The 26,953-nt window shown below is 74.0% G+C and carries 26 protein-coding genes and 2 tRNA genes; 16 read left to right on the top strand and 12 right to left on the bottom strand.

What is annotated here, in order from left to right:
* Positions 1 to 226: 226 nt before the first annotated feature.
* The 3 genes from E4P41_RS04285 to E4P41_RS21910 all read right to left on the bottom strand — a co-directional run bounded on the left by E4P41_RS04285 (position 227) and on the right by E4P41_RS21910 (position 3,194).
* Positions 227 to 1,549 carry an AarF/ABC1/UbiB kinase family protein gene (locus E4P41_RS04285; RefSeq protein ID WP_135139627.1) on the bottom strand — a complete coding sequence of 441 codons (1,323 nt, stop codon included), beginning with the start codon at positions 1,547 to 1,549 and terminating at the stop codon, positions 227 to 229.
* 119 nt (positions 1,550 to 1,668) lie between these two features.
* Positions 1,669 to 2,739, bottom strand: a complete 1,071-nt coding sequence (locus E4P41_RS04280) for a ThiF family adenylyltransferase (protein ID WP_209307536.1) — start codon at positions 2,737 to 2,739, stop codon at positions 1,669 to 1,671.
* 302 nt (positions 2,740 to 3,041) lie between these two features.
* Complete coding sequence (locus E4P41_RS21910) at positions 3,042 to 3,194, bottom strand: DUF5679 domain-containing protein (RefSeq protein WP_012950213.1); 153 nt, start codon at positions 3,192 to 3,194, stop codon at positions 3,042 to 3,044.
* Between the two features lie 387 nt (positions 3,195 to 3,581).
* On the opposite strand from E4P41_RS21910, the gene E4P41_RS04275 reads away from it, so the two are divergent.
* A complete protein-coding gene (locus E4P41_RS04275; protein ID WP_245177095.1) occupies positions 3,582 to 4,250 on the top strand; it encodes a M48 family metallopeptidase in 669 nt (222 codons plus the stop codon).
* 121 nt (positions 4,251 to 4,371) lie between these two features.
* Here E4P41_RS04275 and E4P41_RS04270 read toward each other — a convergent pair whose 3' ends face one another.
* Entirely contained in the window at positions 4,372 to 5,751 is a 1,380-nt protein-coding gene (locus E4P41_RS04270) for a zinc-dependent metalloprotease (RefSeq protein ID WP_135139626.1), read from the bottom strand.
* Between the two features lie 243 nt (positions 5,752 to 5,994).
* Between E4P41_RS04270 and E4P41_RS04265 the strand changes: the two genes are divergently transcribed.
* From E4P41_RS04265 to E4P41_RS04230, 8 genes are all read left to right on the top strand, one after another.
* Positions 5,995 to 7,017: a S16 family serine protease gene (locus tag E4P41_RS04265; protein ID WP_245177094.1), complete on the top strand. Its 1,023-nt coding sequence runs from the start codon at positions 5,995 to 5,997 to the stop codon at positions 7,015 to 7,017.
* A gap of 199 nt (positions 7,018 to 7,216) precedes the next feature.
* Positions 7,217 to 10,189, top strand: coding sequence for a UPF0182 family protein (locus tag E4P41_RS04260; protein WP_245177093.1), 2,973 nt, complete (start codon positions 7,217 to 7,219; stop codon positions 10,187 to 10,189).
* Between the two features lie 94 nt (positions 10,190 to 10,283).
* Positions 10,284 to 10,357 (top strand) — tRNA-Met (locus tag E4P41_RS04255).
* An 808-nt stretch (positions 10,358 to 11,165) separates the two neighbouring features.
* Positions 11,166 to 11,705: an HXXEE domain-containing protein gene (locus tag E4P41_RS04250; RefSeq protein ID WP_135139624.1), complete on the top strand. Its 540-nt coding sequence runs from the start codon at positions 11,166 to 11,168 to the stop codon at positions 11,703 to 11,705.
* A tRNA-Met gene (locus E4P41_RS04245) sits at positions 11,683 to 11,759 on the top strand. Before E4P41_RS04250 ends, E4P41_RS04245 begins: the two co-directional genes overlap by 23 nt.
* 141 nt (positions 11,760 to 11,900) lie before the next feature.
* Positions 11,901 to 13,190 (top strand): cytochrome P450, encoded by a 1,290-nt coding sequence (locus E4P41_RS04240; RefSeq protein ID WP_135139623.1) that lies wholly within the window; start codon positions 11,901 to 11,903, stop codon positions 13,188 to 13,190.
* Positions 13,190 to 13,381 carry a ferredoxin gene (locus E4P41_RS04235; RefSeq protein ID WP_135139622.1) on the top strand — a complete coding sequence of 64 codons (192 nt, stop codon included), beginning with the start codon at positions 13,190 to 13,192 and terminating at the stop codon, positions 13,379 to 13,381. The genes E4P41_RS04240 and E4P41_RS04235 overlap by 1 nt, the downstream gene beginning before the upstream one ends.
* A 36-nt stretch (positions 13,382 to 13,417) precedes the next feature.
* Positions 13,418 to 13,705: a GNAT family N-acetyltransferase gene (locus E4P41_RS04230; protein WP_135139621.1), complete on the top strand. Its 288-nt coding sequence runs from the start codon at positions 13,418 to 13,420 to the stop codon at positions 13,703 to 13,705.
* Between the two features lie 74 nt (positions 13,706 to 13,779).
* Here E4P41_RS04230 and E4P41_RS04225 read toward each other — a convergent pair whose 3' ends face one another.
* Positions 13,780 to 14,289 (bottom strand): VOC family protein, encoded by a 510-nt coding sequence (locus E4P41_RS04225; RefSeq protein ID WP_209307535.1) that lies wholly within the window; start codon positions 14,287 to 14,289, stop codon positions 13,780 to 13,782.
* A gap of 103 nt (positions 14,290 to 14,392) precedes the next feature.
* Between E4P41_RS04225 and E4P41_RS04220 the strand changes: the two genes are divergently transcribed.
* On the top strand, positions 14,393 to 15,262 hold the full coding sequence (locus E4P41_RS04220) for a polysaccharide pyruvyl transferase family protein (protein ID WP_135139620.1): 870 nt from the start codon (positions 14,393 to 14,395) through the stop codon (positions 15,260 to 15,262).
* 117 nt (positions 15,263 to 15,379) lie between these two features.
* Here the strand turns inward: E4P41_RS04220 and E4P41_RS04215 are convergent, their stop codons facing one another.
* The 4 genes from E4P41_RS04215 to E4P41_RS04200 all read right to left on the bottom strand — a co-directional run bounded on the left by E4P41_RS04215 (position 15,380) and on the right by E4P41_RS04200 (position 20,133).
* Positions 15,380 to 16,525, bottom strand: a complete 1,146-nt coding sequence (locus tag E4P41_RS04215; RefSeq protein ID WP_135139619.1) for a cystathionine gamma-synthase — start codon at positions 16,523 to 16,525, stop codon at positions 15,380 to 15,382.
* Positions 16,522 to 17,916, bottom strand: coding sequence for a cystathionine beta-synthase (locus E4P41_RS04210; protein WP_135139618.1), 1,395 nt, complete (start codon positions 17,914 to 17,916; stop codon positions 16,522 to 16,524). The genes E4P41_RS04215 and E4P41_RS04210 overlap by 4 nt, the downstream gene beginning before the upstream one ends.
* A 66-nt stretch (positions 17,917 to 17,982) precedes the next feature.
* On the bottom strand, positions 17,983 to 19,155 hold the full coding sequence (locus E4P41_RS04205; RefSeq protein WP_135139617.1) for a zinc-dependent alcohol dehydrogenase: 1,173 nt from the start codon (positions 19,153 to 19,155) through the stop codon (positions 17,983 to 17,985).
* A gap of 33 nt (positions 19,156 to 19,188) precedes the next feature.
* Positions 19,189 to 20,133 (bottom strand): SRPBCC family protein, encoded by a 945-nt coding sequence (locus E4P41_RS04200; RefSeq protein WP_135139616.1) that lies wholly within the window; start codon positions 20,131 to 20,133, stop codon positions 19,189 to 19,191.
* Positions 20,134 to 20,337: 204 nt separating this feature from the next.
* On the opposite strand from E4P41_RS04200, the gene E4P41_RS04195 reads away from it, so the two are divergent.
* From E4P41_RS04195 to E4P41_RS04180, 4 genes are read left to right on the top strand one after another with little or no spacing between them, the layout of a single operon-like run.
* A complete protein-coding gene (locus tag E4P41_RS04195; RefSeq protein WP_135139615.1) occupies positions 20,338 to 21,120 on the top strand; it encodes an aldo/keto reductase in 783 nt (260 codons plus the stop codon).
* Positions 21,121 to 21,142: 22 nt separating this feature from the next.
* A complete protein-coding gene (locus E4P41_RS04190; protein WP_245177092.1) occupies positions 21,143 to 22,162 on the top strand; it encodes an aldo/keto reductase in 1,020 nt (339 codons plus the stop codon).
* A complete protein-coding gene (locus E4P41_RS04185; RefSeq protein WP_135139613.1) occupies positions 22,159 to 22,737 on the top strand; it encodes an XdhC family protein in 579 nt (192 codons plus the stop codon). The genes E4P41_RS04190 and E4P41_RS04185 overlap by 4 nt, the downstream gene beginning before the upstream one ends.
* Entirely contained in the window at positions 22,734 to 24,134 is a 1,401-nt protein-coding gene (locus E4P41_RS04180) for an FGGY family carbohydrate kinase (RefSeq protein WP_135139612.1), read from the top strand. Before E4P41_RS04185 ends, E4P41_RS04180 begins: the two co-directional genes overlap by 4 nt.
* Before the next feature lie 58 nt (positions 24,135 to 24,192).
* Here E4P41_RS04180 and hisN read toward each other — a convergent pair whose 3' ends face one another.
* Complete coding sequence (gene hisN, locus E4P41_RS04175; protein ID WP_135139611.1) at positions 24,193 to 24,996, bottom strand: histidinol-phosphatase; 804 nt, start codon at positions 24,994 to 24,996, stop codon at positions 24,193 to 24,195.
* A 21-nt stretch (positions 24,997 to 25,017) separates the two neighbouring features.
* A complete protein-coding gene (locus E4P41_RS04170; RefSeq protein ID WP_135139610.1) occupies positions 25,018 to 25,200 on the bottom strand; it encodes a DUF2795 domain-containing protein in 183 nt (60 codons plus the stop codon).
* A gap of 52 nt (positions 25,201 to 25,252) precedes the next feature.
* Here E4P41_RS04170 and E4P41_RS04165 point away from each other — a divergent pair, with 52 nt between their 5' ends.
* Together E4P41_RS04165 and E4P41_RS04160 are read left to right on the top strand one after the other, a co-directional pair.
* Positions 25,253 to 25,789 (top strand): DUF2087 domain-containing protein, encoded by a 537-nt coding sequence (locus E4P41_RS04165; protein ID WP_135139609.1) that lies wholly within the window; start codon positions 25,253 to 25,255, stop codon positions 25,787 to 25,789.
* A gap of 6 nt (positions 25,790 to 25,795) precedes the next feature.
* Positions 25,796 to 26,503 (top strand): hypothetical protein, encoded by a 708-nt coding sequence (locus E4P41_RS04160; RefSeq protein WP_135139608.1) that lies wholly within the window; start codon positions 25,796 to 25,798, stop codon positions 26,501 to 26,503.
* On the opposite strand, the gene E4P41_RS04155 is transcribed toward E4P41_RS04160, so the two are convergent.
* A complete protein-coding gene (locus E4P41_RS04155) occupies positions 26,500 to 26,931 on the bottom strand; it encodes a VOC family protein (RefSeq protein WP_135139607.1) in 432 nt (143 codons plus the stop codon). The genes E4P41_RS04160 and E4P41_RS04155 overlap by 4 nt on opposite strands.
* Between the last annotated feature and the right edge of the window lie 22 nt (positions 26,932 to 26,953).

The following is a 26,953-nucleotide window of genomic DNA, read 5'->3' as shown; positions in this document are numbered from 1 at the left end:
CGCGCGGGCGAGCGCCGCCGTCCGCTGACGGCACCCACCCCGCGGGGGCGCGAGTTCGCGCCCCCGCCCCGGCCGGCCCGCTGCAGGGTCCCGCCGCTGACCCCGTCCCGGGGCGGCCCCGTCCGGAGGCTCGCCGCGAGCTTGCCAACGGTGAGGGGGACGGGGTCCTTCTCCGAGGGGTGGGGAGGAGGGGGTCCTTCCACGGTGGGGGGCAGGGGGTCCTTGCTCAGCCGGTGAAGCCGGGCAGCCACTCCTCGAGCACGCTGCGGTAGTCGCCGGCCGCGTCGAGCTGGCAGAGCACCCCGATCGACCCGATGGTCACCCGGTGGATGAGCAGGTAGGCCGGCGGCAGGTTGAGCATCCGGCCCAGCCGGCTGGCCTCGGTGCGGGGGTCGGCGATGCGGTTGGCCTGCTCCTGCATCCACGCGCGGGTGAAGTGGAAATGGTGGCCCTCGATGGGAGCGAGCAGCGGGCGCAGGTAGTCCAGAACCCCCTGCGCGTCGACCTCGACCCCGGGAAGGATGAACCCCTCGGCGCGCAGGTCGGCCAGGACGTCGTCCGCACGCCCCTCGAGAGCCCAGCGCACCAGCCGGCCGATCGGCTCGGGGTGCCCGTCCGGCAGTCGCGCGGTCGCGCCGAAGTCGATCACCCCGAAACGTCCGTCGGCGGTCAACCGGAAGTTGCCCGGATGCGGGTCGGCGTGCAGCAGGCCGGCCCGCTGCGGGCCGGAGAAGTGCAGCACCGCGAGCAGGCGGCCGGCGCGGTCGCGCTCCTCACGGGTGCCGGAGGCGATCACCTTCGACAGCGGCGTCCCGTCGAGCCACTCCGAGACGATCACCTTCGGTGCGCTGGCCACCACCCGGGGGACGACGATCTGCGGGTCGTCGGCGTACGCGGCGGCGAAGGTCCGCTGCGCGTCCGCCTCCAGCCCGTAGTCCAGCTCCTCGACCACGCGCGCCTTGAGCTCGATGATCAGCGGTTTGACGTCCATCCCGGGGAACAGCGCCGCGAACAGCCGGGCGAAACGGGCCAGCTGGTTGAGGTCGGCCATCAGCGCGGTGGCCGCACCCGGGTACTGGATCTTCACGGCGACGTCCCGGCCGTCCCGCCAGGTGGCCCGGTGGACCTGTCCGATGCTGGCCGCGGCCGCGGGCTCCTCGTCGAAGTGGCGGAAGCGTTCCCGCCACCGGCCGCCGAGCTGCTGGGCGAGCACCGCGTGGACGGTGCGCGCCGGCATGGGCGGCGCCTCCTCCTGCAGCTTGACCAGCGCCTCGCGGTAGGGGGCGGCGACCTCCTCGGGGACGGCGGCCTCGAACACCGACAGGGTCTGCCCGAGCTTCATCGCCCCGCCCTTGAGCTGGCCGAGGACGGCGAACAGCTGCTCGGCGGTGCGCTGCTGCAGCTCCGCGGTCACTGCGTCGGCGGGGCGGCCGGACAGCCGCTTGCCGATGCCCAGGGTGGCCCGGCCGGCTGCCCCCAGCGGCAGTGAGGCCAGGCGCGCGGTCCGTGACACCGAGCCCCGTGGGATCCCCCGGTCAGGCTCGCTCACGTGTCCTCCTCGCTGGCGCTCGTCGGCCGCGGTCGCGGCGGCACCGGCCCCGCTACGGGCCCGGAGGCGCACTACGTCGCCATTGTCCCCCGATCGGCGGTGATACCGCTGGCAGAGGGTCAGGTGCACCCGTCCGAGTCGGACCTGCAGCCGCAGTCGGCGTGCGCCGGCCACCGGCGGATGCGGGGGAGCAGGTTCGGCGGCCGCAGCTCCACCGTCGCGCCGAGGGTGACCGGGGCGCCGGCCCCGTCGAGGAGGGTGAGCACCTGCACGGCCGCCGTCACCGCGGTCGACAGGCAGGTCACCGTGGCGCCACCGGGTGGCGTCTCGCCCGCGGTGAGCTGGGCGGCCAGCGCCGGCCACCGCGGGTCGGCGTCCCGGCGGTGCAGGTCCGCACACCGCAGGCAGCCGGTCGCGCCCGGTACCACCAGTGGCCCCACCACGCCGGTCTCCCCGCGGACGGTCGCCACCAGGTGCGGCACGCCCCGCCGTTGCAGGTCGGCGGCGAGCGGATCGGAGGCGGCCCACGGTCGGGTGAGGACGACGAGGTCGGCCGCGCTTCCGTCGGCGAGAGGCCGCAGGTCGGTGAGCGGGCTGGCCCGCCGGACGGCGTCGGCCGCGGCCAGCGCGCGCGGGCGGCCCTCGTCGTCGGCGGTCAGCCCGCCGACGACGGCGTCGCCCGCTCCGGCGAGCCCGTCGTCCCGGACGCTCACCCGCCCGACGCCGCTCGCGGCCAGGACCGAGGCGAGCGGCACGCCGACCCGGGTCGCCCCGTCGACGACGACCGTCGCGTCCCGGCGGGCCCGCCAGCCGGCGCCGCCGCCGGTCCGCCCCGCGGCGGTGGGCAGTTCGGCCCGGGAGCGCACGGCAGCGGCCGGACCGGCGTCCGAGGCGAGCAGGTCGGCGGCGTCCAGGTCGAGGAGCAGGCCGATCGACCGGAGGCCGTCGAGCAGAGCGGTCACCGCCGCGGGGTCGTGGCCGTCTCGGGCGGCCTCGGCGAGGACCGTGCGCTGCGCACGCCGCCCGTCCAGGCCGCGCAGGAGGCCGGGCAGGTCGGCCGCGCCGGGGGAGATGAGCAGACCGTCGGAGGAGTCGGCGCCACCGACCTGCACCGCCTCGGTGCCGTCCGCCCCGTCCAGGCGAAGCACGGGAACGGTCACGGGCAGCAGCGGGTGCGCGGTGTCGGCCACCCGCGCAGGGTGCCAGTGCGCCGGTCCCGGCTGCTCCGTCCGTCCACAGGCCGGCCGGTCCACACGCCCCGGAGACGGCGAACGACGGCGCCCGCGGTGCAGGCGCCGCCGTCGTGGTGACGTGCTGGAACGGCCGCCCTTCAGCGGCCCGCCGGCCCCGTCCCGAGCCCCGCCCTGAGAATCCATGGCCTGTTCCAGGCCGCCTCGACGGATGAGAATTCCGGTGGATTCTCCTGACAGCTTGCGGAGGGTGGGCAGGACGGGGTTCTTCCACGAGGCGCGGGGAGAAGAGTGGTCCTCTTTCAGGCCTTGCCGAGGATCCGGTTCATCTTGGTGCCGCAGACCGGGCAGGTGCCCTGCGCCATGCGGCGACCGGACTCGCTGACCTTGACCTCGCCGTCGAAGTCGCGCTTCTCCTTGCACTTCACGCAGTAGCCGTTGTAGCTCTCCGCCACGGTGCCTCCTCGTCCGGGATCCGCTCGGCGTCCCGCGCGGGGCGCCGTCCTTCCGAACGCTACCCGGCTGCCGCGCGTCCGCCGGTCGTCGACGGGGCCGCTCCCCGGCTTCCTTCCCACAGCTTGTGGACAGCACTGTGGAGCGAGTGGGGACCGCGCGGCGTGTCGCTGTGCGCGGTCGGGGGACAGCCGCCCGGGCGGCGCCTGCCGGGTGGGTCGCGACGCGCCTTCCCACCTGCACGAACACCGGTTGCCCGCGTGTGGACGGCGGCTCTCGGGGAGGCGTCCCCCGGACCGGGCGGGCTGTGTCCACCGTCCGTGCGACATGCGCCCCGCGCGGGTGCGGCTCCCGGAGCGCGGCAACTCCCCGGTGACTACGGTGCCTCCGTGCCCGGAACGCCCCCCGACACCCCGCGCAGCGCCGTCCCGGACCTCTCCGCGCGAGAGAACCTCCGGGTCTCCCGGGCCGTCCCCGCCGACCGGGCGGGGCGGACGACCACGGGCACCGCGCTACCCGAGGGCGCCGTCGAGGTCCGGCGCAGCAGCCGCCGCCGCCGGACGGTGACCGCCTACCGGGAGTCCGGGCGCACGGTCGTGCTGATCCCGGCGGCGTTCAGCCCGGCCGAGGAGCAGCGCTGGGTGGCACAGATGGTCGCCAAGCTGCAGACCCGCGAGGAGCGGCGTCGCCGGTCCATCGGTGGGGACGACGAGCTGATGGTCCGCGCGCGGGCGTTGTCGGCGGCACATCTCGACGGGGTGCCGCAGCCGGCCAGCGTCCGGTGGGTGGACAACCAGAACCGGCGCTGGGGGTCCTGCACGCCGGCCGACCGCACCATCCGGCTCTCCAGCCGGCTGCGCGCGATGCCCGAGTACGTCGTCGACTACGTGCTGGTGCACGAGCTCGCGCACCTGGTCGAGCCCAGCCACGACGCGCGCTTCTGGTCACTGGTGGCCCGCTACCCGCGGGCCGAGCGGGCGCGCGGCTTCCTCGAGGGAGTGGAGCTGGGTTCGGCGCACGGCGCCTCGCCCAGCGGGGACGACGACCTGGTCGACTAGCGCGATGACATCGGCGTTCTCCGGACGCCGCCCACCCCACTGCTCGTGTCGGAGCCGACTGCGGGGAAGTCGGGGCCCCCGACCGTCGGCCGAGACCGGTTCCCGCTGTCGGACTTCGCGCTCAGCCGCGGTCGTCGTCCCGCGGCCCGGCCTCGCCTTCGCCTCGCCCCTGCTCGTCGTCGGCGTCCTCGGCGGTGAGGGCGCGCAGCTCGTCGTCCGCCCCCTGGCGGGCGACGAAGTCCAGCGGCTCGTCGAGGTCGTCGGACGTCGGCAGCAGGTCGGGGTGCGACCACAGCCGGTCCCGATCGGCGTTGCCGTGCTGCTGGGCCATCGCGCCCCACACGGTGGCCGCGTCGCGCAGCCGTCGGGGCCGCAGCTCCAGGCCGACCAGCGTGGCGAAGGTCTGCTCGGCCGGCCCGCCGGAGGCCCGGCGGCGGCGCATCGTCTCGGCCAGGGCTCCGTGCCCGGGCAGTCGGTCGCCGGCGGCCGCGGCGACGACGCTGTCCACCCAGCCCTCGATCAGGGCGAGCAGGGTCTCCAGGCGGCGCAGCGCGGCCTGCTGCTCGGGCGTCTCCTCGGGCTCGAGCAGCCCGCTGCCCAACAGCGCCTGGATGCCCTCGGGGTTGGTGGGGTCGATCCCGCCCATCGAACCCATCGCCTCGTTGATGCCGCGCTCGATCGCTTCCCGGTCGACGTGGATGCCGCGGGCGTAGGCGTGGACGGCGTCGTGCAGCTGCTGGCGCAGCCACGGCACGTGGACGAACAGCCGCTGGGAGGCTGCCTCGCGCAGCGCGAGGAACAACCGCACCTCGTCGGCGGGGCGGTCCAGGCCAGCGGCGAACTCGGCCACGTTCTGCGGCAGCAGGACGCCGGCACCGGCCGGCGCCAGCGGAATGCCGATCTCGCTGCTGCTGAGCACCTCGCCGGACAGCCGCCCCAGGGCCTGGCCGACCTGGGCGCCGAACATCAGGCCGCCCATCCGGCCCATGATCCCGGCGAGCGGGCCGGCCATCGCGGCCGCCTCGGCAGGCAGCGCGCTGGTCATGGCGGCGACCACGCGCTCGGCCAGAGGGTCGATGAGGGTGCTCCAGGCGGGCAGCGTCTGCTCCACCCACTCCACCCGCGACCAGGCCAGCGGCCGATCCACCCCGGAGGGCAGCTCGGTCACCTGGTCCAGCCACAGGTCGGCCAGCCGTAGTGCGTCGGTGACGGCGGCCCGCTCGGCGTCGGAGGTGGGCTGCGACCCGGCGGCGAGCGAGCTGATCGCGCCCTGCCGGGCGAGGTCCCAGTTGACCGGTCCGCCGGACCAGCTCATCAGCTTCTGCAGCTCGGCGAACAGCGGCATCTTCGCCAGCAGCTCGTCCGGCGTCCCCCCTCCCGCGGTGCCGCCGCCGAAGAGTGCCCCCAGCCCGAACGGATCGTTGCCGGCGCCGGACCCCGGCTGGTCGCGACGCTCGGGATCGCGGTCGGGAACGCCGAAACCGAACGGGAGATCGCTCATGCCCCCACGGTAGACGCGTGATCTCCGGGCGGACGTCTCGTCCGCCCGGAGCGGACAGGCGGCCCCCTGCACTGCAGGGTCCCGCCGTGAGCCTGCGAGCGGCGGGGGACAGGGGCGGCTTCCCTGCAGGGGCCTGCGCCGAGCTGGCGAGGCGTGGGGGCAGGGGCGGCCTCCCTGCAGGGGCCTGCGCCGAGCTGGCGAGGCGTGGGGGGCAGGGAGGTCCTTTCTCTAAGCTCGCCGGTCGTGACCCGTCGGATGGCCGTCCTCAGCGTCGGTGCCGTGCTGCTGGTGGTCTTCGGTGTGCTCGGCGCCGCGGTACCGGTGCCCTACGTCGCGCAGGTGCCGGGACCGACCTTCAACACGCTCGGCGAGATCGACGGCGAGCCGATCATCAGCATCGAGGGCCGCGAGCGCAACGAGACCGAGGGGGAGCTGACGCTCACCACCGTCGGCGTGAGCCGGGCCGGACTGAGCCTGGTGGAGGCGGTGCAGGGCTGGTTCGACGACGAGGTCAGCGTCGTCCCCGAGGAGACGGTCTACCCGCCGGGGCGGTCGGAGCAGGAGACCCGCGAGGCCAACCGGCAGGCCTTCCTCACCTCCGAGGAGGCAGCCGAGGCCGCGGCGCTCGCCGAGCTGGGCTACCCGGTGAAGGTGGTCGTGCGCGGACTGTCCGAGGACTCGCCGGCCGAGGGGCAGCTGCAGGAGGGCGACGCGATCGAGAGCGTCGACGGCCGGCCCACGCCCGACCTGGAGACGCTCAACGCCGTCCTGACCTCGATCCCCGGCGGTACGACGGTGACCGTCGGCTACACCCGGCTGGGCGAGCCCGGGACGGCGACGATCACCACCCGTGCGGCCGAGGACGGCGAGGGCTCGGTGCTCGGCGTGCTGGTCCGTGAGCAACCTGCGGCTCCCTTCGACGTCGACATCCGCGTCGAGGACGTCGGCGGCCCGTCGGCCGGTCTCCTGCTCACCCTGGGCATCCTCGACCTCGTCGGGGACACCGACCTGACCGGCGGGGCCACGGTGGCCGGCACGGGGACGATCGACCCCACCGGGGAGGTCGGCCCGATCGGCGGCATCCAGCTGAAGATGATCGCCGCCGCCGAGATCGGCGCCGAACTGTTCCTCGTCCCGGCCGACAACTGCGCCGACGCCCTCGCAGCGCCGCAGCCGGGGCTCACCCTGGCCCGGGTGTCCGACCTGGACGACGCCCTGGCCGCGCTCGAGGACTTCCGCGCCGGGCGGACGCCCGAGGGTTGCTGAGGCCGACGCGACGGGCGTCCGCCCGGCGGAGGCGGTCGACCCGGAGCGGGGGGCCGGGGAACCTCGTGCGGCCCCGAACGTTGGTCTGAGCGACCGGATCGGCGCCCGGAGGCCCGAGCCGGCGCCGGCTCGACCGTCCGTGGCCGGGAACGTCCGTGGCGCTCCGCCACGACCGCGACTGAAGGAGACCCTCGTGGCCATGCGGCCCCCCGTGTCCGTGCCGACCCTGTCGCGGCGCGCGAAGGTGGTCATCGGGGCCATCGCCGTCCTGCTGGTGCTGTTCACGGCCATCGGCACGCTGACCAACGTCTACGTCGACTACCTCTGGTTCGACGAGACCGGTTACACCGAGGTCTTCTGGACCGAGCTCCAGACCCGCGCGCTGCTGTTCGCCGTGGCCGGCGTGGCCACCGGCGGCCTCACCGCGCTGGCCATCTACCTCGCCTACCGGTTCCGTCCCACGTTCCGGCCGATGTCGCTCGAGCAGCAGAACCTCGAGCGCTACCGGCAGTCGATCGAGCCGCGTCGCACCCTGGTGCTCACCTCGGTCGCCGTCGTGCTCGGGCTGTTCGCCGGATTCGCCGCGCAGGGCAACTGGGAGACCTGGCTGCAGTTCCGCAACAGCACGGACTTCGGCCGGACCGACCCCCAGTTCGGCCTGGACATCTCGTTCTTCGTCTTCGACTACCCCTTCTACCGGCTGCTGCTGGGCTTCGGCTTCGCGATCGTGCTGCTCGCGCTGATCGGCTCGCTGCTGACCCACTACGTGTTCGGCGGTCTGCGGCTGCAGACCCCGGGGCAGAAGCTGACCGGCGCAGCGATGGTGCAGCTCTCGGTGCTGCTGGGGATCTTCGTCGCGCTCAAGGCGGTGGCCTACTGGCTGGACCGCTACGCGCTCGTCTACTCCGACCGCGGTGACCTGTTCACCGGTGCCAGCTACACCGACGTCAACGCGCTGCTGCCGGCCAAGACGATCCTCGTCTTCGCCGCGGCCGTCTGCGCGGTCGCGTTCTTCGCGAACATCGTCGTCCGCAACTTCCGGCTGCCGGCCGCGGCGCTGGTGCTGCTGCTGCTCTCCAGCCTGGTCATCGGGGTCGCCTACCCGGCGATCGTGCAGCAGTTCGTCGTCCGGCCCAGCGCCGACCAGCGGGAGGCCGCCTACATCGAACGCGCCATCGCCTCGACGCTGGCCGCCTACAACCTCTCCGACGTGAACTACGTCGACTACGCCGAGGACACCACCGGCGAGCAGGTCGACCCGCAGGCAGCGCTGACGGCACTGCGTGCCGACACCGAGACGATCCCGAACGCGCGACTGCTCGACCCCAACGTGCTCTCGGACACGTACACCGCGCGCCAGCAGATCCGCAACGTGTACGGCTTCCCCGAGAAGCTGGACATCGACCGCTACACGCTGCCCGACCCCGAGACCGGCGAGTTGGTGACCCGCGACTACGTCGTCGCGGTGCGTGAGCTGGACAGCTCCTCGCTGTCGGAGAACCAGGACACCTGGATCAACCGGCACACCGTCTACACCCACGGCAACGGGTTCGTCGCCGCCCCGGGCAACGAGGTGGTCGCCGGCCAGGAGGGCGGTGAGCCGAACTTCACCACGGGCGACCTGCCCACGGTCGGCAACATCCCGGTCGACCAGGCCCGGATCTACTACGGCGAACTGATCGACAACTACTCCGTCGTCGGTGCGCCGGAGGGGGCCGAGCCGCGGGAGTTCGACCAGCCGGAGGACGGCTCGGACGAGGGGCAGATCAACAACACCTACGACGGCGAGGGCGGCGTCTCGGTCGGCAGCTTCTTCCGGCAGCTGACCTTCGCGATCCACTACCGGGAGCGGAACTTCCTGCTCTCCAGCGCGGTCAACGACGCCTCCAAGGTGCTCTACGTCCGTGACCCGCTGGACCGGGTGGAGAAGGCCGCGCCGTTCCTGGAGGTGGACGGCGATCCGTATCCCTCGGTCATCGACGGGCGGGTCACCTGGATCCTCGACGGCTACACGACGTCGGACTCCTACCCCTACGCCGAGCAGATGGAGCTGGGCGAGGTGGCCCAGGACTCGCTCACGGGGGCCGGCACCACGGCGCTGCCGAACGAGACGTTCAACTACATCCGCAACTCGGTGAAGGCCACCGTCGACGCCTACGACGGCACCGTCCGCCTGTACGCGTGGAACGACAGCGACCCGGTGCTGCAGACCTTCATGAAGGCGTTCCCGGGCGTGGTGCAGCCGCGCAGCGAGATGTCCGACGAGCTGATCAGCCACGTGCGCTACCCGGAGGACCTGTTCAAGGTGCAGCGGGAGATCCTCACCCGCTACCACGTGACCGATCCGGCCAACTTCTACGCCCAGAACGACCGTTGGGAGATCCCCGACGACCCGACCCGGGACACCGACGAGGCGCAGCCGCCGTACTACATCCTGGCCCAGCGGCCCGGTGACGACGAGGCGACCTTCCAGCTGACCAGCGCGCTGAACGCCTTCAACCGGGAGAACCTGTCGGCGTTCATCTCCGCGTCCAGCGCCCCGGAGAACTACGGCGAGATCCAGGTGCTGGTGCTGCCGGGCAACACGCCGTACCGCGGTCCACAGCAGGTGCAGCAGTCGTTCATCACCAACGACCTCGTGCGACCGGACCTGACGCTGTTCAACAGCCGGGAGTCCGAGGCGGTGTTCGGCAACCTGCTCACCCTTCCGATCGGCGGGGACGGGCTCCTGTACGTGGAACCGCTGTACGTCCGCGGCACCGGGGAGAACTCCTTCCCGCTGCTGCAGAAGGTGCTGGTCAACTTCGGCGACCGGGTCGGCTACGCCGACACGTTCGCGGAGGCGCTGGACCAGGTCTTCGGTCCCGGAGCGGGGGAGGCGGCGATCGACAACGACCGGCCGCTGGAGCCCGAGCCCGCGCCCATTCCGGCGCCGGACGCGCCCGCCCCGGTACCGCCGGGGCCGCCGGCGGGCGACGGGACGCCGGCCACGCCGGAGATGCAGCAGGCGGTCGTCGCGATCAACGATGCGCTCCAGGCCCTGGAGGACGCGCAGCGCAGCGGGGACTTCGCCGGCCAGGGGCAGGCTCTCGCGGATCTGCAGACGGCTGTGGACGCATACCAGGCCGCGCAGGACCAGGCCACGCAGGCGGCGGTGACGCCGGGCGGCTGAGTCCCCGGCCGGCCTGGGCCCCACCTCTGTGGTGGGGCCCACGCCGGCGGCCGCTGCACCGCTCGTCCCCGGCGGGGTATGGTGGTGTCACCGACGCGGGGTGGAGCAGCTCGGTAGCTCGCTGGGCTCATAACCCAGAGGTCGCAGGTTCGAATCCTGCCCCCGCTACTCCGAACGACGAGGGCCGACGCACGCGCGTCGGCCCTCGTCGTTCCTGGGCCCGGTTCCCGGGCTCTCCGGGTCGGCTGGGCCGGTCCTGCGTAGGCAGCCCAGCCCCGCGTCCACCCGCAACCGACCGCCGGCCCGGGGGACCTGCCGTGGAGGTCACCTTCACGCCACCCGGCGCCACCTCCTCAACACCGGGTCCCGCCGGCAGGGCAGCTGATCGCAGTCGCCGGAGATGCGCCGGAGCCGGTCATCGTGACCGCTGGGCCGCGCAGCGTGGTGGTCGACGTCGGGCACGACGATCCGTAGGGAGCCGGCGGCCGGATGGGGCGCCGATTCTCGGAGCGACGCCGGCTCGTTCAGGCGTGCGGTCAGACTCTTGGAGCGGTCCGATTCCATCCTGGGCAGGGCACGCCCAGCGCAGGGCGCGTTTCCTACAGTGACTGCGTGCCCGCAGGAGTCCTCGAGCGCGTGCATCACAGGGCCCCGGAGCTGGACCGGGCTGACCGGGAGGGGCTGCCGGTGCACCTGGAGGCCAGCGCCGAGCCGAACGTGCGGTCCTACGAGAGCCTCGGCTTCATGGTGACCGACGTCGCTGACCTGCCGGGTGGAGGTCCCCGTACCCGGCTGATGTGCCGCGAGCTCGCCGCGACCTCCGTCGGTGGGGCGCCGACCGAGGCCGGGACGGGAAGGACGAGCCAGGAGGAGCGTGCCCGCTACGAGTGGCGGCTGTGGACGAGGGCGCTCCTGGGCTGGGCCGTGGCCTGCAGCCTGCTCTTCCTCGGCATGGCGGCGGGTCAGGGGCGAACGCATGACCGCCGAGACCACCACCGGAGCCGACTCCCGGGCCGGGCGCCTCCTACGCACCGTGACGTGGGGGTTGTTCGCCGCCTGGGCCCTGCACGATGCCGAGGAGCTGTGCACGATGGCCGGCTGGGCCGACCGGGCCCGGCCGCGGCTGGAGCAGAACCTGCCGTGGGTCCCGGCAGCGGTCTGGGACCGGATGTCGGTCTCGCAGGAACACGCCACCGCCGCCATCGGGGTGATGGCCTGTGTCATCGGGACGGCGGCGGCCCGCGGAGCCCACACGAACGGTCGCAGCCCCCTGTACCAGGCCACGCTCGCCGGCTTCGGGCTGCACGCCGTCCCGCACCTGGCCTCGGCGGTGGTCACCCGTGGCTACACCCCGGGCGTGCTGACCGCGCCCACGGTCGTCGCGCCGTTCGCTCTCTGGGCCTGGCGACGGCTCCGCCGGGCCGAGGTGCCGATCGCGACATCCTCGAGCGCGGGGCCCCCAGCAGGACGGCGTGTATGGTGGAGGCACACGACGCGGGGTGGAGCAGCTCGGTAGCTCGCTGGGCTCATAACCCAGAGGTCACAGGTTCGAATCCTGTCCCCGCTACCACGGCACGAGGGCCCGGTCACCACGGTGACCGGGCCCTTCGTCCTTCCCGGGTCCTGTCGCTGCTGCTCGGGGTGTTGTGCGTCGCCGGCGGGCTCCCTAGCGTCGCGGTCACCGACGACCGATCGTCTGGGGAGGACGTCCGTGACCGTCGAGACCAGCCCGTCCGGTGCCGTCGACCTGGACGCCGTCGACCTGTCCGACCGGGACTGGTGGGCCGGCCCGCCGTCGGTGCGGTACGCGACCTTCGCGGCACTGCGCAGGGAGCGACCGTTCGCCTTCTTCGCCGAGCCGGAGCTGCCCGGGATCCCGGTCGGGCCCGGTTACCGGGCCGTCACCCGCTACTCCGACCTCGAGGCGATCAGCTCCCAGCCGGCGGTCTTCTGCTCCGGCCGCGGCGCGGTCTCCATCCCGGACGTCCCGGCCGACCTCAACGAGTTCTACGGCTCGCTGATCAGCATGGACGACCCCCGGCACGCCAAGATCCGGCGCATCGTGTCCAAGGCGTTCACGCCGCGCATGCTCGAGCAGCTGCTGGACTGGGTCCGCGACGTGGTCGCCGACGTCCTGACCCGGGCCCGGCGGACGGCGGCGGCGCAGGGCGGGGCGATCGACGTCGTCGCCGACATCGCCGCGCCGATTCCGCTGCGGGTCATCTGCGACATGATGGGCGTCCCGGAGGAGGCCCGCGCGAACGTCCTCGCGCAGTCGAACGTCATCCTCTCCGGCGGGGACCCGGAGCTCATCGAGGACCAGGACGACCCGGTCAGCGCCTTCCTGATGGCCGGCATGGAGCTCGCCGCGCTCATGGAGCGGCTGGCCGCCGAGCGGCTGGAGCGTCCGCAGCCGGACCTCACCACCGCGCTGGTGACCACCGAGGTGGACGGCGAGCGGCTCTCCTCCCAGGAGATCGCCTCGTTCTTCATCCTGCTGCTGGTCGCCGGCAACGAGACGACCCGCAACGCCATCTCCCAGGGCGTGCTGGCCCTGCACCAGCACCCGGAACAGCGGGCGCGGTGGGCGGCCGACCCGGGGCTGGACCGCACCGCCGTCGAGGAGATCGTCCGCTGGAGCAGCCCGGTCACCTGGATGCGGCGCACCGCCACGCAGGACGGCGAGGTCAACGGCCACCGCTTCCGCGCCGGCGACAAGTTCCTGCTCCTCTACGCCGCGGCCAACCGCGACCCCGCGGTCTTCCGCGACCCGGAGGTCCTCGACCTCGCCCGCGACCCCAATCCCCACGTCGGGTTCGGGTCGAAGGGGCCGCACTTCTGCCTGGGCGCGCACCTGGCCCGGCGCGAGCTGGCGGTCACCTTCCGCGCCCTGTTCGACCGGCTGCCCGATCTCGAGGTCATCGGCGAGCCCGACCGGCTGCGCTCGTCGTTCGTCAACGGCGTCAAGCGGCTGCCGGCCCGGCTGACCGGGGTGCGCTGATGCGGGTCGAGGTCGACCGCGAGCGCTGCGTCGGGTCGGGCACCTGCGAGCTCCTGGCCCCCGACGTGTTCGAGGTCGGCGACGACGGCGTCGTCCGGGTGCTGGGGACGCAGCCCGGGCCCGCCGACGAGGACGCCGTCCGGGACGCGGTCGCCCAGTGCCCCACCGGGGCGCTGGGGCTGCCCGGTTGACGGAACACGCTCGCCGCCCGCGGGGTTGGCGCGGACATGGAGCGCATCGTCACCGACGTCCCCGAGGCCGGTCGTTACGAGGCCCGCGACGGCGACCGGGTGCTGGGCTCGGCCGCCTACCAGCGGCAGGGCGACCGGGTGGTGTTCACCCACACCGAGGTCCACCCCGACACCGAGGGCAGCGGCGTGGGCGGCACCCTGGTCCGCGGCGCGCTGGACGACGTCCGGGCGCGCGGGCTGCGGGCGGTGCCGCGCTGCTCGTTCGTCCGCGGCTGGATCGAGCGGCACCCCGACTACGCCGACCTGGTCGACTCCCCGGCCTGAAGAAGGACCCCGCCCTCCCCACCTCTCGCAGGCTCGGGGCGGTCCCCGGGACGGGGCCGGTCGGGGCGGATGGGTCAGAGGACCTTGGACCCGTACATCTCGCCGAGCGGGTCGGCGATGAGCTCGATGCGGGCACCGTCGGGGTCGCGGAAGTACACCGAGACGTCGCTGTGCACCTCGTGCGCGACGCCGGCCTCGCCGAGCCGCCGTACCAGGTCCTCCCAGCGCTCGGGGTCGACGCTGATGGCCATGTGGTGCAGCCCGCCGAGCACCTCGACGTACGGGCCGACGTCCAGGCCCGGAAAGTCGAAGAAGGCCAGCAGGTTGCCGTGGCCGATGTCGAAGAAGAAGTGCGAGGACCCCGGGTAGTCCCGGTTCTCGATCAGTTCGGTCAACGGGAAGCCGAGCACGTCCTGGTAGAAGCGGACGGTCCGCTCGACGTCGCCGCTGATCAGTGCCGTGTGGTGCAGGCCGCGGGCCGTGGAGGCGGGTCGCTCGCCGGCCGGGCGCAGGTGCGCCTCCCGGATGCGGGTGCGCTCTGCCTCGATGGCGGTCAGGTGGAGGTCGCTGGCGGTGTCGCTCACGGGGCATCTCCTCGGGGTCGGGCGGCGGCCGGGACGACCGCTGCGACCAGGATCTCGTTCCCCGGACGCGTCGCGGTCACCGGCGGGTGCGAGGGTGGCGGCCATGCGTGTGCTGCTCGCCGGGTGGTTCAGCTTCGACGAGGTCATCGCCACCGTCGGCGACGAGCTCGGCGCGGACGTGGTGGCCGGCTGGCTCACCGAGCGGAGGATCGACCACGACGTCGCCTGGGCGCCCTACCTGGCGCGCGGGGTGGACTGGCGGGACGTCGACCCGGCCGACTACACCCATCTGGTGTTCGTCAGCGGCCCGCTGGCCGACCGGCCGTTGCTCCGCGAGCTCGCCGAGGCCTTCGCCGGCGCGCAGCGTTGGGCGGTCAACGTCTCGGTGGTGGAGGAGTCCGCGCGGGAGCTGTTCGACCGGGTCTGGGAGCGCGACGCTGCGGGCCTGGCGCGCCCGGACCTCGCCGTCGAGGGCCCGACCCCGGAGGCGCCGGTGATCGCGGTGGCGTTCACGCCGACGCAGGGCGAGTACGGGGAGCGCAGCCAGGCCGAGCGCGTGCGCGGGGCGATCGAGGAGTGGCTGGCCGGCCGCGCGCTGCCCTGGTTCGAGCTGGACATGGACCTGTTCGAGAAGCCGCACCCGCGCCGTCCGGCCCAGGTCGAGGCGCTCGTCCGCCGGGCCGACGTCGTGGTGAGCATGCGGCTGCACGCCCTCGTCCTCGGTCTCAAGCACGGCCGGCCGGTGATCGCCTGCGACCCGATCGCCGGCGGTGCCAAGGTCACCAGCCAGGCGTCGGCGCTGGACTGGCCGCTGGTCCTCCCCGCCGAGGAGCTGACCGCCGAGGCCCTGGACGCCGCGCTCGAGCAGGCGCTCTCCGGCGCGCTGGCCGAGCGGGTGCGCGTGGCGGGGGAGCGGGGCTGGGCGGGCAACGCCCGGGCACGGGCCTGGTTCGAGGAGCAGCTGGCCGGCTGACCGGACGCCCACCGCCGCCCGATGATCAGCTGGGATCACGGTTCCGGCTCCGGGCTCACGACCAGTGGTGAGCCCGGAGCCGGAACGATCAGGTCACCTGATCATCGGGCACGACGCTCAGGCGAGTGCCTGCTCCAGGTCGGCGAGCAGGTCCTCGACGTCCTCGATGCCGACCGAGAGCCGCACCAGGTCGCCGGGCACCTCCAGCGGCGAGCCGGCCGCGCTGGCGTGGGTCATCCGCGCCGGGTGCTCGATCAGCGACTCCACCCCGCCCAGCGACTCGGCGAGGGTGAACACCTGCGCCCGCTCGCACACGCGCAGCGCGGCGTCCTCCCCGCCGGCGAGCCGGAACGAGAGCATCCCGCCGAACCCGGACATCTGCTTCGCGGCGATCTCGTGCCCCGGGTGGTCGGGCAGGCCCGGGTAGCGCACCGACGCGACTGCCGGGTGGCCGAGCAGGAACTCCGCGATCCGGGCGGCGTTGTCCTGGTGCCGGTCCATGCGGACGCCGAGGGTCTTGATGCCGCGCAGCACCAGCCAGTCGGCGAGCGGACCGGACACCGCCCCCATCGCGTTCTGGGAGAAGGTCAGCCGCGCGGCGAGGTCGTCGTCGCCCACGACCAGCGCGCCGCCGACGACGTCCGAGTGCCCGCCCAGGTACTTCGTCGTCGAGTGCACGACCACGTCGGCGCCGAGGGTCAGCGGCTGCTGCAGGTAGGGCGAGGCGAAGGTGTTGTCGACGACGAGCAGCGCCCCGGCCTCGTGCGCGACCTCGGCGGTCAGCGCGATGTCGGCGACGTTGAGCAGCGGGTTGGTCGGCGTCTCGCACCAGACCACCCGGGTGGTCGGCCGGATCGCCGCCCGCAGCGCGTCGGGGTCGTTGAGGTCGGCCGGGGTGTGCTCCACGCCCCAGCGGGAGGCCACCGTCGAGATCAGCCGGAACGTGCCGCCGTAGGCGTCGCCACCGAGGACGACGTGGCTGCCCGGCTCGCAGACGGTACGCAACAGGGTGTCCTCGGCGGCCAGGCCGGACGCGAACGCCAGCCCGGTGCGGCCCTGCTCGAGTGCGGCCAGCGCCTCCTGCAGCGCCGTCCGGGTGGGGTTGGCGCTGCGGGCGTACTCGTAGCCGCCGCGCAGCCCGCCGACGCCGTCCTGCTTGAAGGTGGTCGCCAGGTGCAGCGGGACGACGACGTCACCGGTGGCCGGGTCCGCGTCCTGCCCGGCGTGGATGGCGCGGGTGTTGAACCCGGGCATGGAGGTCATGCCTCGACCGTAGGAGTCAGGCCCGCGAGGTGGCCGAGCACGTCCTGCCGGGTGACCACGCCGGCCGGCTTGCCCTCCTCGTGCACGAGCAGCGCGTCCGCCGTCCCCAGGGCCGACACCGCGGCGCTGACCGGCTCGCCGGAGCCGATGATCGGCAGCGGCGGGGACATGTGCCGCTCCACCCGGTCGGAGAGGTTGGCCCGCCCGGCGAACAGGGCGTCGAGCAGCGCCTTCTCCTCGACCGACCCGACGACCTCACCGGCGGTCACCGGGGGCTCGGCCCGCACCACCGGCAGCTGGCTGACGCCGTACTCGCGGAGGATGTCGATCGCCTCGCGCACCGTCTCGTTCGGGTGCGTGTGCACCAGCTCGGGCGTCGCCCCGCCCTTCTCCGCCAGCAGCTCACCGACCGTGCCCTGCGTGGCCTGCTCCAGGAAGCCGTAGTCGGCCATCCACTCGTCGTCGAAGATCTTGCCGAGATAGCCGCGCCCGCCGTCGGGCAGCAGCACCACCAGGACGTCGTCCTTCGTGAGCCGCTCGGCGGCGCGCAGCGCGGCGACCACCGCCATGCCGCAGGAGCCGCCGACGAGCATCCCCTCCTCCCGGGCCAGCCGCCGGGTCATCGCGAAGGAGTCCCCGTCGCTGACGGCGATGATCTCGTCGGCCACCGTGCGGTCGTAGGCATCGGGCCAGAAGTCCTCGCCCACGCCCTCGACCAGGTAGGGGCGCCCGGTGCCGCCGGAGTAGACCGAGCCCTCGGGGTCGGCGCCGACCACCCGCACCCGCCCGCCGGAGACCTCCTTGAGGTAGCGGCCGGTGCCGCTGATCGTGCCGCCGGTGCCGACGCCGGTGATGAAGCAGGTCACCCGCCCGTCGGTCTGCGCCCAGATCTCCGGCCCGGTGGTCTCGTAGTGCGACTGAGGGTTGGCCGGGTTGGCGTACTGGTCGGGCTTCCATCCGCCGGGCAGCTCGCGGGCCAGCCGGTCGGAGACGGAGTAGTAGGAGCGCGGGTCGGCCGGGTCGACGGCGGTCGGGCAGACGTGCACCTCGGCGCCGTAGGCCTTGAGCACGTCGATCTTCTCCTTGCCCACCTTGTCGGGGCAGACAAAGACGCAGCGGTAGCCGCGCTGCTGGGCGACCAGCGCCAGGCCGATGCCGGTGTTGCCGCTGGTCGGCTCGACGATCGTCCCGCCGGGTCGCAGTGCGCCGCTGGCCTCGGCCGCGTCGACCATCCGCACCGCGATGCGGTCCTTCACCGAACCGCCCGGGTTGAGGTACTCGACCTTGGCCAGCACCAGCGGGGCGTCGGGCCCGAGGTCGCGGGTGACGGACGTCAACCGGACCAGTGGGGTATTCCCGACCAGCTCGACGACGGACTTGGCGTACTGCACGGGACCTCCCTCGCCGGGCGCCGACCACCGGCGCCCGTCGCGCTCCATCCCACCAGACGTCGGGTCTCAGGGCTTCAGGACGATCTTGTTGCACTCGTCCTGCTTGTCCCGGAACATCCGGAACCCCTCCGGCGCCTCGGTCAGCGGCATGGTGTGCGAGACGACGAAGCTCGGGTCGATGTCGCCGTTGCGAATCCGGTCCAGCAGCGGCCGCATGTAGCGCTGCATGTGGGTCTGGCCGGTGCGGACGGTCAGTGACCGGTTCATCAACGAGCCGATCGGGAACTTGTCCATCAGCCCGCCGTAGACCCCGATGATCGACACCGTGCCGCCGTTGCGGCAGGCCATGATCGCCTCCCGCAGGGCGTGCGGGCGCTCGGTCTCCAGGCGCGTCGCCTGCTTGGCGCGGTCGTAGGCGTGGAGCGGTCCGATGGCGGAGTGGGCCTCCATGCCGACGGCGTCGATGCAGGCGTCCGGCCCGCGCCCGGCGGTCAGCTCCTGGAGCGCCTCGAGGACGGTGACCTCCTCGTAGTCCAGCACGTCGGTCGCGCCGGCCTGGCGGGCCTTGTCGAGGCGGTAGCCGAACCGGTCGATGGCGATGACCCGCTCGGCCCCGAGCATCTTCGCGCTGGCGATGGCGAACTGGCCGACCGGCCCGGCTCCCCAGACCGCGACGACGTCGCCGGGCTGGATGTCGCACATCTCCGCGCCCATGTAGCCGGTCGGGAAGATGTCGGAGAGGAAGAGCACCTGCTCGTCGGGCAGGCCGTCCTCGATCTTGATCGGTCCGACGTCGGCGAAGGGGACCCGGGCGTACTGCGCCTGCCCGCCGGGGTAGCCGCCCATCATGTGCGAGTAGCCGAACAGGCCCGCGGGGGAGTGCCCCATGACCTTCTCGGCGATCCGGTGGTTGGGGTTGGAGTTCTCGCACAGTGAGAACAACTCGCGGGAGCAGCTGAGGCAGGCGCCGCAGGAGATCGTGAAGGGGACGACGACCCGGTCGCCGGCCCGGAGGTTGCCGACCCCCTTGCCGACCTCGACGACCTCGCCCATGAACTCGTGGCCGAGGATGTCGCCCTTCCTCATCGTGGGGATGTAGCCGTCGTAGAGGTGCAGGTCGGAGCCGCAGATCGCGGTCGACGTGATCCTCACGATGGCGTCGCGGTCGTTGAGGATCCTCGGGTCGGGGACCTCGTTGACCTCGAGGTCCTCCTTGCCCATCCACTGGTTGGCGAGCACGGTTCCTCCTCGGGGAGCAGGGGTGGGAGCGGGTCAGGGGCGCGGGTGGGCCGGTCGCTGGGTGAGCAGCCGGCGGGCGAACGGGCCCTCGGGTGAGCCCTCGGACCGGACCACCTGGCCGGTCTCGAGCACCTGCTTGAACCGGCTGAGGTCGTCGCGGACCTGTTGTCCGGGGTCCTCGCCGAACAGCGTGGCGACGACCTTGCCCAGCCGGCCGGCCGGCTGGGCGTACGCCAGGTGCACCCGCACCTCGGTACCCCGGCCGCCGGGGGCGGCGACGAACTCCACCGACCCCGTGTTCTCGATGTCGGCGTCCCCGGTCGAACGCCAGCGGATCAGCCGGTCGGGACGATCCTCGACGACCTCGGCGTCCCACTCGACCGTCCGCCGACCGGGTGCCTCGGCGACCCAGTGCGACCGCCGTCCGCCATCGGGTGTGCGGATCTCGCGGACGTGCGCCATGAACGTCGGCAGGTTCTCCAGGTTCCGCCAGTAGCGGTAGACCTCCGCCGGCGGCTTGTTGACCGTCGTCGCGGCCGACACCGCGATCGCCCTCTTCCACGGCGCGGTCGGCGGAAGGTCGGTGGCCGGCCCCTCGTCGCGGGACCGCGACGAGCGCAGCGCGGTTCCCAGGTCCACCAGCGCGAGCACGCCGACCGCGACCGTGGCGGTGCGCAGCCGGCGGTACCGGTCACCGCGACGGTCGGCCAGCGCGCGACCCATCGCGATGAGGTCCATGGCATCACCGGCGACGCGGGTCCACGCCCAGCCGGGGCGCCCGGCCAGCAGCCCGGCCGCGTGCACCAGCTCGCGGGCGCCGACCACGGTGATCACCGGGACGGCGGTGTCGGAGTCGTCGACCCCGGCGACCCGCGCCACGCCCTCCGGATCGCGCAGCATCGCCACGCCGAGGCCCGTGCTGGCCAGGCCGAGGAGACGGGCGGTCCGCCGGAGGCCGGGACTGGCGGTCGAGGTCATGGGTTCCTCCCGGGTCGGTCGACACGGCGTGAGCCGGACTGCCGTGCTGCGGGTCGCGGCCGACGTGGTCGTCGGATGCCGCCGGCACGGGCTCGGCTGGAGGGGGAAACTGCCGGCCGCGCTCGGCTACCCGACGAGGCCGGACGGCAATCGCGGACCGGCGATCGGGGTGTCCAGGGCAGCCGGCGCGGGCAGGCAACCGCCATGACCGAGAACCTCGCGCCCACCGTGCGGCTCGCCGGGAGCACCGAGATGCCGATGGTCGGCTTCGGGACCTGGCAGATCACCGGCAGACAGTGCTACGACGCCGTCCGGTACGCCCTCGAGGCGGGCTACCGGCATGTCGACACGGCCACCATGTACGGCAACGAGGCCGAGGTCGGGCGGGCTCTGCGCGACTCCGGCGTCGACCGGGACGAGATCTTCGTGACCACCAAGCTGCCCCCACGGGACGCCGGCCGCGCCGACGCGACGCTGTCGGCGTCGCTCGACGCGCTGGGACTCGACGCCGTCGACCTGTGGCTGGTCCACTGGCCGCCCGGAGGAGCCGGTGAGGACGTGTGGGAGCGCTTCGTCGCCGCCCGGGAGGACGGCCGGGCCCGGGCGATCGGGGTCAGCAACTACTCGCTGGAGCAGGTCGACCGGCTGACGCAGGCGACCGGCGTGACGCCGCAGGTCAACCAGGTCAGCTGGGCGCCGTCGCGGTACGACGCCGGTGTCGAGGCCGGGCACCGGGAGCGCGACGTCGTCCTCGAGGGCTACAGCCCGTTCAAGAACACCGACCTCTCCGACCCGGTCCTCCGCGAGGTCGCCGACACGCACGGCGTCCCCCCGGCGCAGGTGGTGCTGCGCTGGCACGTGGAGCACGGCGTCGTCGTCATCCCCAAGTCGGTCACCCCGGAGCGGATCCGGGCCAACCTGGCCGTCTTCGGCTTCTCGCTCAGCGATGACGAGGTCGCGCGCATCGACCGCCTGGCGCGCCGCTGAGCGCCGGGGCGAGGATGCCCCGGTGACCTCGACCCCACCTGTCGGCATCCGCACGCTCGGCCGCGACGGCCTGGTCGTCTCCACCCTCGGCCTCGGCTGCATGGGGATGAGCCAGATGTACGGCGCCGCCGACCGCGACGAGTCCCTCGCGACCATCCACCGGGCGCTCGACTCGGGCGTCACCTTCCTCGACACCTCCGACGTCTACGGCGACGGGCACAACGAGGAGCTGGTGGGGCAGGCGATCGCCGGGCGGCGGGACGAGGTGGTGCTGGCCACCAAGTTCTCGCTGTCCCGTCGGGACGGCGGCGTGGTCATCGACGGCCGCCCGGAGAACGTGCGCGCCTGCGCCGAGGCCAGCCTGCGCCGGCTCGGGGTCGAGGTGATCGACCTGTACTACCAGCACCGGGTCGACCCGCGGGTGCCGATCGAGGACACCGTCGGCGCGATGGCCGGGCTGGTGCAGGAGGGCACGGTCCGCCACCTCGGGCTGTCGGAGGCCAGCGCCGCATCGATCCGCCGCGCCGTCGCCGTCCACCCGATCGCGGCGCTGCAGAGCGAGTGGTCGCTGTGGACGCGTGACCTCGAGAGCGAGGTGCTGGGCGTCGCCCGCGAGCACGGCATCGGCATCGTGCCGTTCAGCCCCCTGGGCCGCGGCTTCCTCACCGGCGCCATCCGGAGCCCGGAGGACTTCGCCGAGGACGACTGGCGTCGCGGCCACCCGCGCTTCACCGGGGAGGCGTTCGCGGCCAACCTGCGGCTGGTCGACGCCGTCCGGGAGATGGCCGGGGAGAAGGGCTGCACCCCGGGCCAGCTGGCGCTGGCCTGGGTGCTCGCCCAGGGGGACGACGTCGTGCCCATCCCCGGCACCAAGCGGCGCAGCCACCTCGAGGAGAACGTCGGCGCCGTCGCCGTGCAGTTGTCGGACGCCGACCTCGCGCGCCTCTCGCGGATCGCTCCGCCGGGGGCTGCGGTGGGCGGGCGCTACGTCGACAGCTCCTACGCGTACGGGGACAGCCCGGAGAAGGCGGCGCCGCGATGACGACGACCGAGCGAGCATCGCAGGGAGCGCCAGCGACCGAGGAGCGGAACGAGGGCGGAGTCGAGCCGAGGGGCACTGCCGCCGACCCGAACTGCGGAGTGGCGCACGGTTCTCTCGTACCCGAGACGGCCGACCGGGTGCTGGTCGCCGTCTTCACGTCACCGGTCGCCGACGTGCTGGTGCGCTGGGCGCCCGAGCTGGGCTTCCGCGCGGTGCTGCTGGACCCCGACGCCGCCCGCGGGGCCGATGTGACCGGCTTCGCCGACCTGGACGACCTCGCCGACGCCGACGTCGTCGTCACCGACCACCACCGATCGGAGCTGGGCGAGGTGCTGCGCGACGCGCTGGCCCGACCGGTGCGCTGGGTCGGTGTGATGGGCAACCCGCGGCACGAGGGCCCGCACGTGGCGGCGCTCGCCGCGCTCGGCGTGCCGCCGGAGGAGGTGGCGCGCGTGCACCGGCCGGTCGGGCTGGACATCGGCTCGCGGACGCCCGCCGAGATCGCGCTGAGCACCCTCGGCGGCCTGCTGGCCGACCGCAACGGCCGCAGCGGCGGCCCGCATCGGCCGCGGTGACCGACGTCCTGCTCGGTGCCGACGTCGGCACGAGCGGGCTGAAGCTGGTCGCGCTCGGTGCCTCCGGCGCCGTGCTGGCCGAGGGGGAGGCCGGCTACGGCGTCGACCGCCCGCGGCCCGGCTGGGCCCAGACCGACCCGGAAGTGTGGCAGGCCGCGTTCGACGACGCCGTCGCCCAGGTGACTCCGGCGCTGGCCGGCCGTCGGGTCGCCGGGCTCGGTCTCTCCGGGCAGATGCACGGCACCGTGCTGGTCGACGCCGCGGGCAGCCCACTGGCGCCCGCGGTGCTCTGGCCGGACTCCCGTGCCGCCACCGAGGTCGAGCGGTGGCGGGCACTGCCGGACGGCGACCGCGCGGCGCTGGCGAACCCGCTGGTGCCCGGCATGACCGGGCCGGTGCTGGCCTGGCTGGCCGCGCACGACCCCGACCCGGTCCGGCGGGCGGCGGCGGTGCTGCTGCCCAAGGACGCGTTGCGCGCCCGGCTGGTTCCGGACGCCGACCCGCGGGTCACCGACCGCAGCGACGCCTCGGCCACGCTGCTGTGGGACGTCGTCGCCGACACCTGGTCCCCGGCCGCGACCGCCGCGGCCGGCGTCGACCCGGCCCAGCTGCCCACCGTGCGACCCTCGGCCGAGGTCGTGGGCACCGCGGCGCTGCCGCTCGGCGACGTGCCGGTGGTGGTGGGCGGCGCGGACACCCCGCTGGCCCTGCTCGCGGCCGGGACGACGACCGGTCGGCAGGTCAACCTCGGCACCGGCGCGCAGGTGCTGCGGCCCGGGTGGACGCCGGCGCCGGCCGACGACCCGCCCGTGCACGGCTACGCCGACGTCGCGGGCGGCTGGTACGCGATGGCCGCGCTGCAGAACGGCGGCCTGGCGTGGTCGTGGGTGTGCGGCGTGCTGGGGATGACGCCCGCGGAGCTCTTCGACGCCGCGGCGGGCACCCCGCCCGGCGCCGGGGGAGTGGTCTTCCGGCCCTTCCTCACCGGCGAGCGCGGAGGCGTCGCGGGCCCCGACGACCGCGGCGGCTGGACCGGCCTGTCCGCGGGCACGACCCGCGCCGAGCTGGCCCGTGCCGCGGTGGAGGGCGTCGTCTTCGCGGTCGGGGCCGCGGCTGAGCTGCTCGAGGGGTCGGGGCCGGTCGTGCTCACCGGGGGCGGCGGTCGCCCGGTCGTCGTCCAGCAACTGCTCGCCGACGTGCTGGCCACCCCGGTGCGGTTCCTGCCGATCCGCAGCGCCTCGGCGGTCGGCGCCGCGCTGCTGGCCGCCCGCGGGACCGGCGCCGAGGTCCCGGCGTGGCAGGAGCCCGCCCGGCTGGTCGAGCCCCGGTCGGCGTCGGAGCTGAGAGCCGCGCGGGATCGCTGGGACGCGGAACGAGCTCCGCGACCGCCGCGGTGACCAGCACGAGAGGGGAGAACGGCCGCCCGGAGGAGCACAGTGCAGGAGGAGGCCCTCGTCAGGCCGGAGCGGGTGGACGCAGCCGGCCGAGGGCGGCGTCGTGCAGCAGGCCGTTGCTGGCCAGCGCGCTGCCACCGGCCGGGCCCGGGGCGCCGGTGAGGTCGGTGAACGCGCCGCCGGCCTCGCGAACGATGACGTCGAGGGCGGCGAGGTCCCACACCGAGACCTCGGGCTCGCAGGCGACGTCCACCGCCCCCTCGGCCAGCAGCACGTAGCTCCAGAAGTCGCCGTAGGCGCGGGTGCGCCACGCCGCCCGGGTGAGGTCGAGGAAGCCGTCGAGCAGCCCGCGCTCCTCCCACCCGGACAGGCTGGAGTAGGACAGGCTCGCGTCGGCCAGCTCACCGACCTTCGACACCGTGCACCGGGTGGCCGACTCCAGCCGCCGGCCGGTCCAGGCGCCGACGCCCTTGGCCGCCCACCAGCGGCGGTTGAGCGCCGGGGCCGAGACCAGCCCGACGACCGGCTCGTCCCCGTCGAACAGCGCGATGAGGGTGGCCCAGACGGGCACGCCCCGCACGAAGTTCTTCGTCCCGTCGATCGGGTCGAGCACCCAGCGCCGCGGACCGTGGCCGGTCATGCCCAGCTCCTCGCCGAGCACCGCGTCGCGGGTCCGCGCGCGGGCCAGCGTGATCCGCAGCTGCTCCTCCACGGCGCGGTCGGCGTCGGTGACCGGCGTGAGGTCCGGCTTCGTGTCGACCTGGAGGTCCAGCGCACGGAACCGGTCGAGGCTGATCGAGTCCGCCTGGTCGGCCAGCACGTGCGCCAGGTGCATGTCCCCCGTGTAGTCCCGGCCCGGTGTCATGGGCACCGAACCTACTGGCGATCAGTCGAAGACCGCGGCACTGACCCCGCTGGGGCCCTCGTACTCCCGGTCGTCGATCTTCTTCAACGCGTCGAGCACCTCCTTGTCGCCGCCGTTGTCCTCGGCGTGCTTGACGATGTCCGCCTTGCTCGCCGGGTAGTCCATGCCGGAGAGGGCCTTCTGGATGTCGATGGGGCTCACCATGACCCCGGGCTACCCGCGACCGGCGCCGGGGATGCGCGGATACGGTCGGGGAGTGCACGCCGCGACGATCGCCGGGCTGCTGGCCGACCCGGTCCGCCTCAGGGTCGTCGCCGCCCTCGCCCTGGGCGCCGGCACGCTCGAGGAGGTGGCCGAGGCCACCGGCCTGCCGGTCAAGGACGTCGTCCTGGCCGCGCGGCGACTGGCCCGCGCCGGGCTGGTGCGCCGCGACCGGCACGAGCTCGAGCTGCTGACCGACCGCTTCGGCGCCGCGGCCCGCGCCGCCGCCGAGGCCGCCCCGCCGCCGGAGCCGCTGTCCGCCGACCCGGCCGAGGACGCCGTCCTGTCGGCGTTCGTCCGCGACGGCCGGCTGGTCTCCATCCCGGCCCAGCACAGCAAACGGCGGGTCGTCCTCGAGCACCTGGTGCGCGTCTTCGACGCCGGCGTCCGCTATCCGGAGCGGGAGGTCAACGCGCTGCTGGCGGTCTGGCATCCCGACACCGCCGCGCTGCGCCGGTACCTGGTCGACGAGGGTCTGCTCAGCCGCGAGGCCGGGCTCTACTGGCGCAGCGGCGGCTGGGTCGACGTGTAGGACGCAGTGGTCTGCCACCGAGATGCGGACGACGGTCGTCTCGACACGGCCGGCGACCGCCACGGGCCGCATCTCGCTGACCGGGGCACCGAGCCGGTCCGGGCCTGGCTGCGCCGCCCGGACCGGCTCCGGGTCGAGACCCTCGACGGCCGGCTGCTCCAGCTCGTCGACGAGCCCCGCACGCAGGTCGCCCTGTTCGGCCCCGACGGCAGCCGCACGGTCACGTACCCGTGGCCGGCCGACGGCCCGGCACCCGTGTGGCGTCCCGACGGCCTGGCGGCGGTCCGCCCTGAGCGGCTCTCCTATGACGCACCGATGTACCAGAGCTACGACTGGGTCGCGATGCTCGACCCGGTGGAGCTGGCCGACGGTCGTGACCCCGACACCGGCGAGGACGCCGGCTCGCCGGGCCTGGAGGTCGACGCCGTCACCGAGGTCGAGCACGGCGGACGGCCGGCCTGGGAGGCGCACGTCCGGACGACGCCGCGCTACGAGCCCCGCTGCGGGTGCTGTCCGCTGCTGCGCTCCCCGGAGGTCGACGCGCGCGAGTACGGGCAGGCCCGCGGGCCGTACCCCCGGGTGCAGCGGATCCGGCTGGACGTGCAGACCGGCGTCTGCGTGCTCGCCGACGCCCCGGAGACGCTGGGGACCGGCCACGACCTGCGGATCGAGGCGGTGGACGAGCCGATGGCCGGCGCGCTGTTCGGCTCCTAGCCGAGCCGGACGGTGCCGTCGGCGTCGACCGACCAGCCGGGGTTGTGCGCGACCTCCCAGACCACGCCGTTCGGGTCGGCCACCAGCGCGTGGAACACCCCGCCGAAGGCGCCCTCCTCCGGCGCGGTGAGCACCGTGCCCCCGGCCGCGGTCATGGCCTCGGCGACCGCGCGGACGGCGTCCCGGTCGGCCACGTTGTGCGCCAGCGTCACGCCGGAGACGGCTGGCCGCTCCACGCCGGTGCCGAGGTCCTGGGCGAACCTCGCCGTCTCGAAGAAGGCCAGCACCGTGCCCGGCGCGACCTGGAAGAAGATGATCTCGCCGGGGACGTCGAGCAGCGGCCGCCAGCCCAGGCCCTCGACGTAGAACCGGCGGGCGGCGTCGAGGTCGGCGGTGGCGAGGGTGGTGAAATGCACTTGCTGGTCCATGGTGACCTCCGTGAGTGGCCCT

Origin of the sequence: Geodermatophilus sp. DF01-2, from assembly GCF_004571065.1 — a bacterium.
Lineage (GTDB): Bacteria > Actinomycetota > Actinomycetes > Mycobacteriales > Geodermatophilaceae > Geodermatophilus.
Note: the sequence above shows the minus strand (reverse complement) of the source record. Positions and strands in the feature narration are given on the sequence as shown.